This is a genomic window from Metapseudomonas otitidis (genome assembly GCF_011397855.1).
In the GTDB taxonomy this organism is placed as follows: Bacteria; Pseudomonadota; Gammaproteobacteria; order Pseudomonadales; family Pseudomonadaceae; genus Metapseudomonas; species Metapseudomonas otitidis.
In genome coordinates this window covers 3,378,081-3,394,177 of sequence record NZ_AP022642.1, presented here as the reverse complement: position 1 = coordinate 3,394,177, position 16,097 = coordinate 3,378,081, and the positions used below count along the sequence as shown (strand labels likewise).

Sequence of the window (16,097 nt, the reverse complement as noted above, 5' to 3'; positions counted from 1 at the left end):
GCGGAGTTTCATTACGCTAGGGGAGCCGGGCTTTTGGGCCGAAATGAAAAAGGCCGCTTCGAGTGAAGCGGCCTATTCGTTAGCCGAACCTTCAGTATTCCCAGCGCAGGCTGGCGGTCAGGCTGCGGGGGTCGCCGTACAGATCGCTGTAGACGCTGGTGCTGACGTAGTACTTCTTGTCTAACAGGTTGTTGACGTTGAGGCTGCCGGTGAAGTGCTCGTCGAAGCGGTAGCGTGCCAGCAGGTCCACGAGGGCGTAGCTGCCTTGGGTGGCGGTCGCGTTGATCTCCTTGTCGTAGTAGCTGGTGGCGCTCTCCCAGCGCACGCCACCGCCGACGGTGAGGCGATTGAGGTCGCCGGTCAGGTCGTAGGTGGTGAATAGCTTCAGGGTGTTGCGCGGGAAGCCCACGTTCACGTCGACGCCTTGCGGGTAGTAGGTGTTCACGTGGCTGTAGCCGGCCTGCACTTGCCAGCCCGGCATGAGTTCGCCCGTGGCTTCCAGCTCGATGCCCTTGATCTTGATCTTGGAGGGTTTAACCAGCTCGTTGCCGAAGGCATCTTCCATGCCGGTGCTGACCGCGTAGTTGCTGAGCTTGGACTCGAACAGGGCGGCGGTGAGGTTCAGCTTGCCGTCGTAGTACTCGGCCTTGGTGCCCACTTCGTAGCTGTCGCCTTCCGTGGGGTCCATGAAGTTGCCTTCGACGGTCCGGTTCGACTGCGGTTTGTAGATGCTGGTGTAGCTGGCATAGACCGAGTAGGTGTCGTCCAGGTCGTAGACGATGCCGGCGTAGGGGGTGACTTCGCCGGTCTCGCGCTTCTTCATGTGGGTGGGCTCGTAGCCGTAGTAGGCGGAGGTCTGGTCCACCTTGAAGTAGCTGAGGCGGGTGCCGAGGATCAGTGACAGGTCGTCGGTGGGCTTGAACCGGGCGGTGGTGTAGGCCGCGTATTGGCGCTGGCTGTACTTCAGGTCGCCGATGCGGTTGAACGGCGGCTTGGTGATGTCGCCACGCCAGTCGTAGACGTTGGGGATGGCCGGGTCCCAACTGCCACCGGCGCCGTTGCGAAAGGCCCACAGCGGGTAGGCACCGGTGTTGCTGCGGTAGCGCATGGCGCTGGCGCCCACCACCAGTTCGTGCTCGCGGCCGAACAGGCTGAAGGGGCCGGAGGCGTAGGCGTCCACCGAGTTCTGCTCGGGCTTGCTCGGCCACTTGGCGAAGTACAGGCCGGTGCCGGCGCCGGTCTGCTGGTTGGGGTAGCCGTTGCTGCTGAACCAGCCGTACTCCACGTCGTTGCGGTCGCGCACGTTGGTGACGGCGACCTTGGCCAGCCAGTCGTTGTCGAAACGGTGCTCGTAGGTGCCGAAGATCGAGGTGCGCTGGCGGTCCGCATGGCTCCAGTCGGCGGCGGAGTTGAACGAGCGCTTGAAGTCGGTGCGCTGGCCGTTGCTGTAGAACGCCGGGAAGCCGAAGTAACCGCAGGCGTCGCAGTTGCGCTCCTGGTAGTCGAGGCCGAGGCTGATGGTGTCGCGGTCGCTGAGGTCGGCTTCGATGATGCCGTAGGCCACCTTGCGCTCGGTGCTGAGGCGGTCAACGAAGGAGTTGGCGGTCTGGTAGGCCGTCACCATGCGGCCGCGCAGGGTGCCTTGCTCGTTCAGCGGGCCGGAGACGTCCACTTCGGTGCGGTAGTTGTCCCAGGAGCCGGCGCTGCCTTGGATCGAGGCGGCGAAGTCACTGGTGGGGCGCTTGCGCACCATGTTGATGGTGGCCGAGGGCTGGCCGATGCCGCCCAGCAGGCCGGTGGCGCCGCGCACCACTTCGACCCGGTCGTAGACGGCCATGTCGTTGGACTGGCTGCTCATCGCCGGTTCGAAGACGGTGGGGATGCCGTCCACCTGGAAGTTCTCGATCTTCATGCCACGGGAGAAGATGCCCACTTCGTCGTCCGAGGAGTTGCTCTTCTTCTTGTAGAGCACGCCCGGTGCGTTGGTCAGCACGTCTTCCAGGCTGTTCATTTTCTGGTCACGGATGCGCTGGCTGGTGATCACGCTGACCGATTGCGGGGTCTCGCGGATGGACAGCGGCAGCTTGGTCGCCGTGCCGGTGGCGCCGGTGGTGTAGGAGCCGGTGCCCTCGGTGGTGGCCCCCAGGCCGGTGGAGACCACGGAGGTGGCGCCCAGCTCCAGGGTGCTCTGGTCAGCGGCGCTGAGGGTGACGCTGTTGCCGTTGACCTGGTAGCTGATGCCCTTGCCGCGCAGCAGCATGTCCAGTGCGACCGTGGGCTCGTAGCGGCCCTTGATGGCCTGGGTGCGCTGGTTGTTGACCAGGCTCGGGCTGTAGAGGATCTGCAGGTTGCCTTGACGACCGAGCTCCTGGAGCGCGCTCGACAGGGATTGGGCGGGGATGTCGAGGTTGATCTCCTGGGCCTGCACCAGGCTGGCGTAGGGCGCGCTGAGCGCGAGGCCGATGCCGCTGGCGAGCAGGGTGGGGCGCAGTGAGCGATGAAGCATGACCTTCAAACGGGGTGAAAGAGACTTCGTCATCGAGATGGTCCAGTTTTTAATAGTGAGTAGTGTTCGCATTTAGTAGGACGGAAGACCGCCCGGAAACCGGAAAACTTTTTTTCACGCCGGTTGGCGGCTGCTCACGGCAGTGCCATTTCGCAGTTGGATGAGCTGATCGGCCAGCTCGAAATACCGGTCGTCATGGCTGATGACGATGATGGTCTTGCCCAGGCGTTTCAGCTCGGGCAGCAGCTCGGTATAGAAGATGCGGCGGAAGGTCGGGTCCTGGTCGGCGGCCCATTCGTCGAACACCAGCACCGGGCGCCGTTCCAGCCAGGCGTTGACCAGCGCCAGGCGCTTGCGCTGGCCGGTGGAGAGGTCGGTGGTGGTGAAGGCGCCGTCGCGGATCTGCACCTTGTGGGCGATCTCCAGGCGCTGCAGGTACTTGTTCGCATCCGGTGGTATGGCGTCGCCGCCGTGGAGCAGGTCGTCGAACAGGTAGTAGTCGGCGAACACCGTGGTGAACAGTTGGCGGTAGTCATCCCGGGTGCGGGCGGTGACCGCCTGGCCATCCAGCAGGATCTCGCCCTGGTCCGGGGTGTAGAGGCCCAGCAGCAGCTTGATCAGGGTGGTCTTGCCGCAGCCGTTCTCGCCGACGATGAAGAGGATCTCGCCCTGCTCGATGCGCAGGTCGATGGGGCCCAGGGCGAAGGGTGCGGCGCCCTCCACCGGTGGGAAGGCGAAGCGCACGCCCTTGAGCTCCAGGCTCTGCAACTGCCGGTCCGGCACGTCGGGGGCCTCCAGCAGCAGGTAGGGCTCGGGGGAGGAGAACTGCGCGGAGAGTTCACCGATGCGGCGGAAGGCGATCTGCGCGCGGCTGACGATGGGCAGGGTGGAGACCACGTGCTCCAGCGGACCCTTCATGTACAGCAGCACCAGCACGAAGCCGCTGGTGGCCACGGCGTCCGCCAGGTTCCAGGCCTGCTGGATCACCAGCAGCAGCCCGATGACCACGAAGAACAGCATCGAGCCGAGGCTCTTGGCGATCACGAAGATGTTGATGGAGCGCACGTGGGTGTCGCGGATGTAGTCGGCGGTGCGCTGGATGCGCTCGCCGAACATGCGCTGGCGGCGCGGGCGGCTGATGCGCAGTTCCTTGGCGCCGGAGGCGATGCCGCTGTAGTGCTTCTGCAGTTCGTCCTCGGCTTCGCGCGCGGCGTTGAAGCCGTGGATGCCGCGCAGCCGCGCCAGGTACTGGATGGCGGTGCCCAGCAGCACGGCGAAGGCGGTGACCAGGAACATCGGCCAGGACAGCCAGGCGAGGTAGCCCAGGCAGCCGGTGGTGACCGTCAGCGAGATGGCCAGGGGGGCGAAGGCGAAGGCCAGGTCGCTGACGGTGTCCACGTCGTGGGTCAGCACCGGGATCAGGCGATGGCTGCGGTAGCGTTCGATCTGCTCGATGGGTGCGCAGAGCACCTTGCGCCCCAGGTCCTGGCGCAGGGTGGCGATGACGTGCTGGCCCACGTAGTTGGTGCCCATGTCCGAGCCGACGGAGCAGGCCAGCGCCAGGGCGCAGAGGCCGATGAAGGTCAGCAGGGTGCCGCTGGTCAGGCTGCCTTCGGCGTGTAGCAGGCCGTTGATGGTGGCCAGCAGCGCGGTGACGCTGAAGCCACCGAGGATGCCGAGGGCGATGGAGAGGGCGACCAGGCCGCGATAGGGCCGGATCAGGGTGAGCAGTTCACGCAGGGCGCCGGGGGCTTGTGTGTTCATGGGCAGGTCCGGATGGGGGCACGGGAAGGCGGGTCGGGCGACCCGCGACCGTGGCGTGTTCCGGGCGGCGCGACCTCATGGAGTAGACGCGCCGCAAGGCGCCTGATTTAGCCGCCGGTGACGGCGTGGGCAGTAGCAGGCCGTTGAAAAACGTAGACGAGGCAGCCGATGCAAGGCGAAAACGGCCGAAAAAGCGCAGTTTACGTGGGGTAAATGAGCATTTTGAGGGCGTTTTCAACGCTGCAGCGGCAACGCAGTTAGTTTTTCAACAGCCTGGTAGTGCTCACAACTCCCGCGCCACTCGCAGCCCCAGCCAGTCGCCGCGCACGTAGGGCTCGCGGTAGTTGCGGTTGCCCGAGCGGGAGAAGATCGGCGGCTCGCTGTAGTCGTTGCCGCGGATGTGGCGGTACTCGCAGTTGGCTTCCTCCCACGCGCTGCCATCGCTGGGGGCGCCGACGTAGCTGTCGTGCAGGCAGTCCGCCACCCATTCGTAGACGTTGCCGTGCATGTCGTAGACGCCGAAGGCGTTGGCCGGGAAGCTGCCGGCCGGGGAGGTGTAGTTGAAGCCGTCGGCGGCGCCGTAGGTGTTGGCGTGCTGGGCGATGCTGTAGTCCTTGCCTTCGTCGAAGGGGAAGGGGAACGGGCCTTCGCTGCCGGCGCGGGCGGCGTACTCGCGTTCGGCTTCGCTGAGCAGGCGGTAGTGCTTGCCGGTCTTCTTCGACAGCCAGGCGACGTAGGCCCGGGCCTCGTCATGGTCCATGCACACGGCGGGCTGGTCCGGGCCCTGGGGGTAGCTGGGCTTGCCGTTGGTGCAGCGGCGGCCGGGGCGGTCGTCGCCGTCGGGGAGGGTGATGCGGGCTTCCTTCATGTAGGCGTCCCATTCGCGGGCCAGCACCTGGAACTTGCTGATGGCGAAGGGCCTGGCGAAGGTCACGGTGTGCAGCGGGCCCTCGTCGGGCTGGCGGCCCACTTCGTTCTCCGGGGTGCCCATGGTGAAGCTGCCGGCGGGCAGCACCACCATTTCGGGGCAGTTCTTGCAGTCCTTGAAGACGCTGCCGGGTTGCTTGGCGTCGGCGGCCAGGGCTGGTGCGCTGATGAGCAGGGCGACGACCAGGGCCAGGGGTTGGGTTGCAGGCATGGAGATTCTCTCGAAGGGAATGGGTCAGGCGAGCTGGGGGGCGAGGAGGGCCATCACCCGGTCGATCTGCGCTTCGTCGTTGAGCAGGCTGGGGGCCAGACGCACCACGGGGCCGACGTCGCGGTCCACGGCGTCGCTGATCACCTTGCGCTCCAGCAGGTAGCGGGCGACGGCGTCGCAGTCGCGGCCCTCGACGCGGAAGAAGGTGAAGCCCGAGGACAGCTCGCGGCTGCGCGGCGTGACCAGCTGCACCTTGGGGGACTCGGCCAGGCGCGCCTTGAGGTAGTCGTTTAGCTGGTGGATGCGCGCCTGGACGTCGGCCTTGCCCAGTTGCAGGTGCAGCTCGAAGGCCGAGCCCACTGCCAGGCGGTGGTCGAAGGCGTGGTAGCCACCGGGGGTCATCAGGGTGCCGAAGGTCTCGCCCTTGGTGAAGGTCGGCGTGCTGGGCACCAGGTGGGCCTGGGGCTGCGGGTCGCGGGCGATGATCACGCCGGTGCCACGGGGGCCGAACAGCCATTTGTGGGTGCCGGCGATGAAGTAGTCGCAGTTGAAATCGACGAAGTTCAGGTCCTCGACGCCGAAGCCGTGCACGCCGTCCACCACGTAGAGGAGGCGGTCCGCTTCGTCGCGACCCTGGTTGAGTTCCTTCACCAGTTGGCCGACTTCGCGCGCCGGCAGCTTCACGCCGCTGCCGGACTGCACCCAGGTCATGCCCAGTACGCGGGTCTCGGGGCGGATGGCCTGGCGGATGTTGTGGAGCATCTCGTCCACGGTGGCCAGGTGTGGGTCCTTGAACAGGGTGACGCGCCGCACCGGCGTGCCCATGAGGCGCTCGCGGTACTCCAGGCGGGTGTTGGTGGAGTAGTGCTCGTGGGCGCTGACGAGGATCTCCTTGCCGGGCGCCACCTGCAGGCCGCCGTAGATCATCGCCAGGCCGTCGGTGGTGCTGCCGGTGAGGGCCACCTGCGCGGGCTGCACGCCGAAGTAGCGGCCGGCCCAGGTGCGGACCTCGTCTTCATAGCCCCAGAGTTCCTCGCGGTCCCAGTCCAGCACCTCGCCGGGGTTGGCATCCAGCCGGGCGCGGAAGTGGGCGATGGCTTCGCGTACCACACGCGGGTGGGAGGCGAGGAGGAAGGTGCAGAAGTGCAGGTAGTCCGGATCGAGGTCGAACTGCTCGCGCAGGACCAGCCACTTGTCCGTGGCGGGGCGGTTCGGCGATGGGGCGGCCTGGGCGTTGCCGGCGAGTGCGGAGCCCAGGGGCAGGGCGGCGGCCAGCATGCCGGCCTGCTTGAGGAAGGTGCGGCGGTCGCTCATGGGCGCACCTCCCCGGCGCTGGCCGGCGCGGCCAGGCGCTGCACCTCGTCCCACACCCGCAGGAAGTTGCCGCCCCAGAGCTTGGCGATGTCGGCGTCGGAGTAGCCGCGCTGGATCAGCTCGGCCGTCACGTTGCGCGACTCGCCGACGTTCATCCAGCCCTCGACGCCGCCGCCGTCGTTGAAGTCGCTGGCGATCCCCACGTGGTCGATGCCGACCTTGCGCACGGTGTAGTCGATGGCGTCCACCAGCTCCTTGACGCTGGCGCGGGGCTCCTCCTCGAGGATGGCGTAGAGCGCGCTGGCGTATTCGCCGAAGCGCTGTTCCGGCCAGATGGCGATGATCGGGTCACCCGGCATCAGCGCGTTGGCCAGGCCGTTGAGCGGCTGCAGGTCGAAGCGCGCGCGCAAGGCGTTGAGCTTGTCCAGGGTTGGTTGCGAGAGGGGCTTGAGGTAGGCGGGGAAGCCCACCACCTGGATCACCCCGCCGCTTGCCTTGATCCGCTGCATCTCCGCGTCGCTGAGGTTGCGCGGGATGTCTACCAGCGCGCGGGGCGCCGAATGCGAGGCGACGATGGGCGCGCGGCTGAGACGGGCGACGTCTTCCAGGGCCAGGGTGGACATCTGCGACACGTCGATCACCACGCCCAGGTCGTTGAGCCGCTTCACCGCCTGCTCGCCGAGGGGCGAGAGCCCGCCGAGGGCATCGGCGGTGTCGTTGAAGAAGGGCAGCGGGCGCGAGGAGTCGGCCCAGGCGTTGTTGCCGACGTAGCTGAAGCCGAACAGGCGCATGCCGCGAGCGTGCCAGGCGTCCAGCGCGTTCAGGTCCTCGCCCAGGGGGTAGGCGTTGAGCATGCTGATGACGATGGCGAACTTGCCTTCGCCATGCAGGCGACGGAAGTCCTCGGGGCTGTAGGCGATGCCGACCTGGTTGGGGAAGTCGCGCACCAGGCCGCTGATGATCCTGTAGCGCAGCTCCTGCTGGTGGCGCGCCTCGTCGACGAAGGCGGCTGTGGGGCGATGGGGGGCGTTGGGACCGTTCCAGATCTCCGGCCAGCCGAAGATGGTCAGCGCCGCACCGGAGAGGCGTCCGCGCCCGGCCTTGACCAGGTCGAACTGGCCTTCGCCGTCCTTGTCCGCCTCGTTGCCCTCGGTGCCGAAATCGGTGGGCACGGTGATGTGGCTGTCGAAGGAGAGGATGCGCTCCTGCAGTTCCTCCGCGTGCTGCATCACGTCCCGAGGGTAGGGCGCGGCCTGCCGCAGGAAGAAGTGCCAGGTCGCTGCCGCGACCAGCGCCAGGAGGATCGCCAGGGCGATCAGGTAGAGGGCCTTGCGGGTCGTGTTCATTGCCATCCCGTTCGTTGCCAGGGGTTGATGCCGAGCGCACCCGGGGTGGGTGCCCGTGTCGGAAGAACGAGGGCAGGGTGGGGAAATTTAGAATCGGGCGCTGTTGATCCGTTGCGGGAAACGACCCGTGTCCGAAGCGCACTCCAGGGTTTTCCCGTGGCCGGGAAAGTGAGGCGGCGAAACCTGCCCCTTCAGGAGGCCGAGCGGAGTCGTTGCGCAGGGGGACGAGCGGCATGGATGCCGCGAGAGGCGCGCCAGGCCATGGATGGCCCATCGCGCCGGCCCCCGAAGCAACGATGGAGCGAGGGAAGTCCCGCGAAGCGGGGCCCGGATGTCGGGGCAAGCCCTTTTGGCTCTTTTTGGGGCGATTGCCAAAAGGGGCTCGCCCGGGAGGGCGAAATAGAAAACACCCGCAAACTCGGTAATCAACCTGATGCCGGACGTATCAGCAAAGCAGCCATAAATTTACCCCCCGTTACCTCGTTCTAGCGGGATAGGCGTGGCTGACACGGATGCGATGTAGCGATGAGGTTTTCCAGACGTGGGTTCATGGGAGCGCTGGCGGTGGCCGGCGCAGCGGTACCGGCGGTGTGGTACGCGCGGCGTGAGCCGGATTACGACGAAACCCTCGAACCGGACCAGGTGGAAACCCCGGGGGAGGCCACGGTGGACGCCGCCGATTGGGGCGGGGTGCGCCTGGCCACCCAGTTGCGCGGTATCTGGGACCTGCGTTTCGACGGCCTCGATGGCGGCCTGGACGGGCTGCCCCGCGAGGGCGTGCAGATGCTACTGGACATCGGCCCCACCGGCCGTGCCCTGCGCGGTTGCATCGACCAGGGCGCCGCGCTGCGGGGCACGGGTGAACCCCGCTACCGGGTGCTCGGCGAGGTGGTGGACCAGGACGGCAAGCGCATCCGCTGGCGCCTGGTCCCGGTCGGCGAGTCGGCCCCCAGCCATGAACTGGAGGCCGTGCTGGACGAGGTCTGGGGCAACTGGGCCCAGGCCGGTGACGCCAGCCTGAGTGGGCGCATCCGCCGCATCGACCGGCCCCTGGCGCTGCCCGAGCCGGACAGCCGCTTCGTCGCCCGCAAGCGCGCCTTCCCCGAGGCGCGGCAGGTGACGCCCCTGGAGCCAGCGCTGCTGCAGTGGCTGGTGTCCCCCGAGCACCGCCTGTTCCACCAGCTCTGGCACGCCACCCGCGACAAGTGGCACCGCCTCGACGACCGTCGCCGCGATGCCCTGCGCGGTGCCGGCTGGCAACCCGGCCCACGGGATGCCGAGCGCGGCGCACGGGGCCGGCGCAAGCACCTCAACGGCTCCGGCGAGGACTTCCTCTTCATGCACCGGCACATGCTGGCCAAGGCGCGCCGCCTGCAGCCGGGCCTGCCCAACTGGAGCCGGCTGCCCTTGCCGTGCCCGTACCTGGAGCACGACCGCATCGGCTACATCCGCTACCAGGAGAACCACGACGGCAACGCCGTGCCGCCGGCCTGGTTCGCCTGGGACGACGACGAGCTGGGCCAGTGGCTGCACGACATCAAGTCCGCCCAGGCCTTCTACAGCAACTTCCAGGTCTGGGAGTCGCAGTACCAGGACCCGGACTACCTCGCGCGCCTGACCCTCGCCCAACTGGGCTCGGAGATGGAGCTGAACATCCACGACTGGCTGCACATGCGCTGGGCCACCGTCACCCGCGACCCGTCCAACGGCATGCCGCTGCCCGGCGACCGCGACCAGGTGGACTACGGCGCCCGCTGGTTCCGCGCCGACAACGACTACCTCGGCGACCCGTTCTCGTCCCACGTCAACCCGGTGTTCTGGCGCTTCCACGGCTGGATCGACGACCGCATCGAGGACTGGTACCGCGCCCACGAGCGCGCCCACCCCGGCGAGGTGGTGGTGCGCGAGGTCCAGGGCGTGCGCTGGTTCGCGCCGGGGCGCTGGGTGGAGGTGGGCGACCCCTGGCTGGGCGCGCTGACCCATGGCTGCGGCGGGCTGGACGATGCCGGCGGCGGCGCCGGTGAACTGGAGGTGGAGGCCATGAAGCTGGCCCTGCGCATCACCTTCGGCGAGGACGACCTGGTCAGCCGGTTGCTGCCACGAACGCCCCGGCGTCCCTGGTATGCACGCCACCTCAAGCGTCGCGGGGAGGGCCGCTAGCCCCGGAGAGGGCGAGCACGGGATTCGTTCGATTATCGAACGAATAGTCGATTATCGGATTGTTACACCCGGAGGCGGGGGGTACCTTGCTCCCCAGCCGACCCCGGCCCGGGCCCGCCGCCCGTGGCTTCACCGGGTGTCGCCACGGGCGCGCCGCCAGGCCGCCCTGGACAACAACACGAGATCGACCATGGCTGAAATCATTTCCCTCCGCGAGGCCGTCGAGCGTTTCATCAACGACGGCGACAAGGTAGCCCTCGAAGGCTTCACCCACCTGATTCCCACCGCCGCCTCCCACGAGATCATCCGCCAGGGCAAGAAGGACCTGCACCTGGTGCGCATGACCCCGGACCTGGTCTACGACCTGCTGATCGGTGCCGGCTGCGCCCGCAAGCTGACCTTCTCCTGGGGCGGCAACCCCGGCGTGGGCTCCCTGCACCGCCTGCGTGACGCGGTGGAGAAGCAGTGGCCCAACGCTCTGGAACTCGACGAGCACAGCCACGCCGACATGGCCAACGCCTACGTGGCCGGCGCTTCCGGTCTGCCGTTCGCCGTGCTGCGCGCCTATGCCGGCTCCGACCTGCCGAAGGTCAACCCGAACATCCGCTTCATCGACTGCCCCTTCACCGGCGAGACGCTCGCCGCCGTGCCGTCGGTGCGCCCGGACGTCACCGTGATCCATGCGCAGAAGGCCGACCGCAAGGGCAACGTGCTGCTCTGGGGCATCCTCGGCGTGCAGAAGGAAGCGGCCCTGGCGGCCAAGCGCTGCATCGTCACCGTGGAAGAGATCGTCGACGACCTCGACGCGCCGATGAACGCCTGCGTGCTGCCCACCTGGGCACTGACCGCGGTGTGCCACGTCCCCGGCGGCGCCAGCCCGTCCTACGCCCACGGCTACTACGAGCGCGACAACCGCTTCTACCAGGCCTGGGACCCCATCGCCCGCGACCGCGACACCTTCACCGCCTGGATCGACGAATACATCCGTGGCACCAAGGATTTCGCCCAGTTCCAGCAGAAGCTTGCGGAGGCCAAGTGATGAGCGCCCAGTACAGCACCAACGAAATGATGACCGTGGCGGCTGCCCGTCGCCTGAAGAACGGCGCCGTCTGCTTCGTCGGCATCGGCCTGCCGTCCAAGGCCGCCAACCTGGCGCGCCTGACCTCGTCCCCGGACGTGGTCCTGATCTACGAGTCCGGCCCCATCGGCGCCAAGCCGAGCGTGCTGCCGCTGTCCATCGGCGACGGCGAGCTGGCCGAGACCGCCGACACCGTGGTCCCCACCGGCGAGATCTTCCGCTACTGGCTGCAGGGCGGGCGCATCGACGTCGGCTTCCTCGGCGCTGCCCAGGTGGACCGCTTCGGCAACATCAACACCACCGTGATCGGCGACTACCACACCCCCAAGGTGCGCCTGCCGGGTGCCGGCGGCGCGCCGGAGATCGCCGGTTCCGCCAAGGAGGTGCTGATCATCCTCAAGCAGTCCCATCGCACCTTCGTCGACAAGCTGGCCTTCATCACCTCCGTGGGCCACGGCGAAGGCGGTGACCATCGCCAGCAGCTCGGCCTGCCCGGCAAGGGGCCGGTGGCCATCATCACCGACCTCTGCATCATGGAGCCGGAAGCCGGCACCCACGAATTCATCGTCACCTCGCTGCACCCGGGCGTGACCCGCGAGCAGGTGGTGGCCAACACCGGTTGGGCCATCCGCTTCGCCGACCAGGTGGCCGAGACCGCCGCCCCCAACGAGGTGGAGCTGAGCGCCCTGCGTGCTCTGGAAGCCCGCACCGCGGCCGCCCACGGCCAGCAAGGGGGTGAGGAATGAGCCGCGACGTCTTCATCTGCGATGCCGTACGCACGCCCATCGGCCGCTTCGGCGGCGCCCTGGCCCCTGTGCGCGCAGACGACCTGGCGGCCATCCCGCTCAAGGCCCTGATCGAGCGCAACCCCCGTGTGCGCTGGAGCGAGGTCGATGAAGTCTTCCTCGGTTGCGCCAACCAGGCCGGCGAGGACAACCGCAACGTTGCACGCATGGCGCTGCTGCTGGCCGGCCTGCCGGAAAGCATTCCCGGCGTCACCCTCAACCGCCTCTGCGCCTCGGGCATGGATGCGGTGGGCACCGCCTTCCGCGCCATCGCCTCGGGTGAAATGGAGCTGGCCCTGGCGGGCGGCGTCGAATCCATGTCCCGCGCGCCCTACGTGATGGGCAAGGCCGACAGCGCTTTCGGCCGCACCCAGAAGATCGAGGACACCACCATCGGCTGGCGCTTCATCAACCCGCTGATGAAGGCCCAGTACGGCGTCGACGCCATGCCGCAGACCGCCGACAACGTCGCCGACGACTACCAGGTCTCCCGCGCCGACCAGGACCTGTTCGCCCTGCGCAGCCAGCAGCGCGCCGGCCGCGCCCAGGCCGAAGGCTTCTTCGCCGAGGAGATCGTCCCGGTGGTGATCAAGGGCAGGAAGGGGGACACCGTGGTCGATGCCGACGAGCACCTGCGCCCGGACACCACCCTGGAAGCCCTCGCCAAGCTGAAACCGGTCAACGGCGAAGGCAAGACCGTCACCGCCGGCAACGCCTCGGGCGTCAACGATGGCGCGGTGGCGCTGATCCTGGCCTCCGCCGAGGCGGTGAAGAAGCACGGCCTCACCCCGCGCGCCAAGGTGCTCGGCATGGCCAGCGCCGGCGTCGCGCCACGGGTCATGGGCATCGGCCCGGTGCCGGCGGTGCGCAAGCTGCTGGAGCGCCTCAATCTGGGCATCGACCAGTTCGACGTCATCGAACTCAACGAAGCCTTCGCCGCCCAGGGGCTGGCCGTGATGCGCGAGCTGGGCCTCCCCGACGACAGCGAGAAGGTCAACCCCAACGGCGGTGCCATCGCCCTCGGCCACCCCCTGGGTGCCAGCGGCGCGCGCCTGGTACAGACCGCCTTGCACCAGCTGGAGAAGTCCGGCGGCAAGCGCGGCCTGGCCACCATGTGCGTAGGGGTAGGGCAGGGCCTGGCCCTCGCCATCGAGCGCGTCCAGCAGTTGAAGTGACGTAGGGTGGGCTTCAGCCCACCGCGACTGCGACCCAACACGGTCGAGTGGGCTGAGGCCCAACTGAAGCCCACCCGACAGACTGGATTCACTCCCATCGCCCTGCCAACCTAGGCCCACCCCCAACCGCTGCAACGAGGTCGCCTTGAGCAACCAACTCTTCGACGCCTACTTCACCGCCCCGGCCATGCGCGCGATCTTCTGCGACCAGGGCCGGGTACAGGGCATGCTCGACTTCGAGGCCGCCCTGGCCCGTGCCGAGGCCCGCGTGGGGCTGATCCCCCAAGAGGCCGTCGCACCCATCGAAGCCGCCTGCCGCGCCGATTTCTACGACTTCTCCGCACTGGCCCAGGCCATCGCCACTGCCGGCAACTCCGCCATCCCCCTGGTCAAGGCCCTGGGCAAGCGCATCGCGGCGGCCAGCCCGGAGGCCGAGCGCTACGTGCACCTGGGCGCCACCAGCCAGGACGCCATGGACAGCGGCCTGGTGCTGCAACTGCGTGCTGCCATCGGCCTGATCGAGGCCGACCTCGCGGCCCTGGGCGACGCCCTTGCCGAGCAGGCCGAGCGCCACGCCGACACCCCGCTGGCCGGCCGCACCTGGCTGCAGCAGGCCACCCCGGTGACCCTCGGCATGAAGCTCGCCGGCCTGCTGGGCGCCGTCACCCGCCATCGCCAGCGCCTGGCGGAACTCAAGCCGCGCCTGCTGTGCCTGCAGTTCGGTGGCGCCTCCGGCAGCCTCGCCGCCCTCGGCGAACAGGCCTGGCCGGTGGCCGAAGCGCTGGCCGTCGAGCTGTCGCTGAACCTGCCGGACCAGCCCTGGCACACCCAGCGTGACCGCCTGGTGGAGTTCGCCAGCCTGCTGGGCCTGGTTGCCGGCACCCTGGGCAAGCTGGGGCGCGACCTCAGCCTGCTGATGCAGACCGAGGCCGGCGAACTCTTCGAGCCCGCCGCGCCGGGCAAGGGCGGCTCCTCGACCATGCCCCACAAGCGCAACCCGGTGAGCGCCGCCGTGCTCATCGGCGCCGCCACCCGTGCGCCGGGCCTGGTGGCCACCCTGTTCGCCGCCATGCCCCAGGAGCACGAGCGCAGCCTCGGCCTCTGGCACGCCGAATGGGAAAGCCTGCCGGAGCTCTGCTGCCTGGTGTCCGGCGCCCTGCAGCACGCGCTGCTGGTGGTGCCCGGCCTGGAGGTGGACGCCGCGCGCATGCGCCGCAACCTCGACCTGACCCAGGGCCTGGTGCTGGCCGAGGCGGTGAGCATCGCCCTGGCCCAGCGCATCGGCCGCGATGCCGCCCACCATCGGGTGGAGCAGTGCTGCCGCCAGGCGGTGAAGGAGGGCGCTCACCTGCGCGCCGTGCTCGGTGCCTGCGCCGAGGTTACCGCCGAGCTGTCCGCCGCCGAGCTGGACCGCCTGCTCGACCCCGCCCATTACCTGGGGCAGGCCCGCCGCTGGGTGGACCGTGCCCTCGCTGAACACACCACTTTCCCGCGCTAGGAGTTTTCCATGCCTGCCGTACGTCTCGCCGATGGCGACCTGAACTACCTCCTTGAAGGCCCGGCCGGAGCGCCGGTGCTGGTGCTGTCCAACTCCCTGGGCACCGACCTGCACATGTGGGACGCCCAGGTCCCGGCCTTCACCCGGCACTTCAGGGTGCTGCGCTACGACACCCGAGGCCATGGCCAGTCCCTGGTCAGCGAAGGCCCCTATCGCATCGATCAGCTCGGCCGCGACGTGCTGGCCCTGCTGGATGCCCTGGACATTCCCAAGGCGCATTTCTGTGGCCTGTCCATGGGCGGGCTGATCGGCCAGTGGCTGGCCATCAACGCCCCCGAGCGCATCCAGCGCCTTGTGCTGTGCAACACCGCCGCCAAGATCGGCACCCCCGAGGTGTGGAACCCGCGCATCGACGCCGTGCTGGCGGGCGGTGTCCAGGCCATGGCCGACCTGCGCGACGCCTCCATTTCCCGCTGGTTCACCCCGGACTTCGCCGAGGCGCAGCCGGAGAAGGTCGAGGCCATCGTCGGCATGCTGGCGCGCACCTCGCCCCAGGGCTACGCCGCCAACTGCGCCGCTGTGCGCGACGCCGACTTCCGCGAGCAGCTCGCTGTCATCCAGGCGCCGACCCTGGTGGTCTGCGGCAGCGGCGACCCGGTCACCACCCCCGAGCACGGCCGCTTCATGCAGGCGCGCATCGCTGGTGCCGAACTCGTCGAGTTCCCGGCCGCCCACCTGTCCAGCGTGCAGGCCGGTGAGGCCTTCAGCCAGCGCGTGCTGGCCTTCCTCAGCGCCTGAGCGCGCCGGATCACCCCGGGCTGAAGCCCGGGCTACCGCTTTCCCGACGCGGATGCCGCGTCCCCGCTCCAAGACCCTGTTCGAGGCCCCATCGATGGACGAAAAAGAACGCTACGAAGCCGGCATGCAGGTCCGCCGCGCCGTACTGGGCGACGCCCATGTCGACCGCAGCCTGCAGAACCTCACGCCCTTCAACGAAGAGTTCCAGGAAATGATCACCCGCCACGCCTGGGGCGACATCTGGACCCGCCCGGGCCTGCCGCGCCATACCCGTAGCCTGGTGACCATCGCCATGCTCATCGGTATGAACCGCGAGGGCGAACTGAAGCTGCACCTGCGCGCCGCGAAGAACAACGGCGTCACCCGCGACGAGATCAAGGAAGTGATCATGCAGAGCGCCATCTACTGCGGCATCCCCGCCGCCAACGCCACCTTCCACCTGGCCGAAGCCGTGTGGGATGAACTGGGGGTCGAGTCGCTGCACCCCTGATCGCCGAGCGACTCCCGGCCCAGGCTCCAGAGCCTGCGGCCGGGC

The 16,097-nt window shown here is 68.4% G+C and carries 12 protein-coding genes; 7 read left to right on the top strand and 5 right to left on the bottom strand.

Annotation, left to right across the window (positions count from 1 at the left end; translation table 11 throughout):
- Positions 1–91: 91 nt before the first annotated feature.
- From PotMrB4_RS15480 to pvdM, 5 genes are all read right to left on the bottom strand, one after another.
- Positions 92–2,506 carry a TonB-dependent siderophore receptor gene (locus tag PotMrB4_RS15480; RefSeq protein ID WP_172433830.1) on the bottom strand — a complete coding sequence of 805 codons (2,415 nt, stop codon included), beginning with the start codon at positions 2,504–2,506 and terminating at the stop codon, positions 92–94.
- Positions 2,507–2,620: 114 nt separating this feature from the next.
- On the bottom strand, positions 2,621–4,270 hold the full coding sequence (locus tag PotMrB4_RS15475) for a cyclic peptide export ABC transporter (protein ID WP_172433829.1): 1,650 nt from the start codon (positions 4,268–4,270) through the stop codon (positions 2,621–2,623).
- 283 nt (positions 4,271–4,553) lie between these two features.
- Positions 4,554–5,408: a dihydropyoverdine dehydrogenase gene (gene pvdO, locus PotMrB4_RS15470; protein ID WP_172433828.1), complete on the bottom strand. Its 855-nt coding sequence runs from the start codon at positions 5,406–5,408 to the stop codon at positions 4,554–4,556.
- Between the two features lie 24 nt (positions 5,409–5,432).
- Complete coding sequence (pvdN, locus tag PotMrB4_RS15465) at positions 5,433–6,722, bottom strand: pyoverdine-tailoring periplasmic protein PvdN (protein WP_172433827.1); 1,290 nt, start codon at positions 6,720–6,722, stop codon at positions 5,433–5,435.
- Positions 6,719–8,074: a pyoverdine-tailoring dipeptidase-like protein PvdM gene (pvdM, locus tag PotMrB4_RS15460; protein ID WP_172433826.1), complete on the bottom strand. Its 1,356-nt coding sequence runs from the start codon at positions 8,072–8,074 to the stop codon at positions 6,719–6,721. Before pvdM ends, pvdN begins: the two co-directional genes overlap by 4 nt.
- 519 nt (positions 8,075–8,593) lie before the next feature.
- On the opposite strand from pvdM, the gene pvdP reads away from it, so the two are divergent.
- From pvdP to pcaC, 7 genes are all read left to right on the top strand, one after another.
- A complete protein-coding gene (gene pvdP / locus PotMrB4_RS15455) occupies positions 8,594–10,228 on the top strand; it encodes a pyoverdine maturation tyrosinase PvdP (protein WP_172433825.1) in 1,635 nt (544 codons plus the stop codon).
- Between the two features lie 190 nt (positions 10,229–10,418).
- A complete protein-coding gene (locus tag PotMrB4_RS15450; protein WP_044399355.1) occupies positions 10,419–11,267 on the top strand; it encodes a CoA transferase subunit A in 849 nt (282 codons plus the stop codon).
- The gene (locus PotMrB4_RS15445) at positions 11,267–12,052 is read left to right on the top strand and encodes a CoA-transferase subunit beta (protein ID WP_044399351.1); all 786 of its coding nucleotides are present in this window, start codon (positions 11,267–11,269) and stop codon (positions 12,050–12,052) included. Before PotMrB4_RS15450 ends, PotMrB4_RS15445 begins: the two co-directional genes overlap by 1 nt.
- Entirely contained in the window at positions 12,049–13,266 is a 1,218-nt protein-coding gene (gene pcaF / locus PotMrB4_RS15440; protein WP_172433824.1) for a 3-oxoadipyl-CoA thiolase, read from the top strand. Before PotMrB4_RS15445 ends, pcaF begins: the two co-directional genes overlap by 4 nt.
- Before the next feature lie 145 nt (positions 13,267–13,411).
- Positions 13,412–14,764: a 3-carboxy-cis,cis-muconate cycloisomerase gene (locus PotMrB4_RS15435; protein ID WP_172433823.1), complete on the top strand. Its 1,353-nt coding sequence runs from the start codon at positions 13,412–13,414 to the stop codon at positions 14,762–14,764.
- A gap of 9 nt (positions 14,765–14,773) precedes the next feature.
- Positions 14,774–15,562 carry a 3-oxoadipate enol-lactonase gene (gene pcaD, locus PotMrB4_RS15430; protein ID WP_172433822.1) on the top strand — a complete coding sequence of 263 codons (789 nt, stop codon included), beginning with the start codon at positions 14,774–14,776 and terminating at the stop codon, positions 15,560–15,562.
- Between the two features lie 94 nt (positions 15,563–15,656).
- Positions 15,657–16,052: a 4-carboxymuconolactone decarboxylase gene (pcaC, locus tag PotMrB4_RS15425; protein WP_044399336.1), complete on the top strand. Its 396-nt coding sequence runs from the start codon at positions 15,657–15,659 to the stop codon at positions 16,050–16,052.
- Positions 16,053–16,097 lie beyond the last annotated feature (45 nt).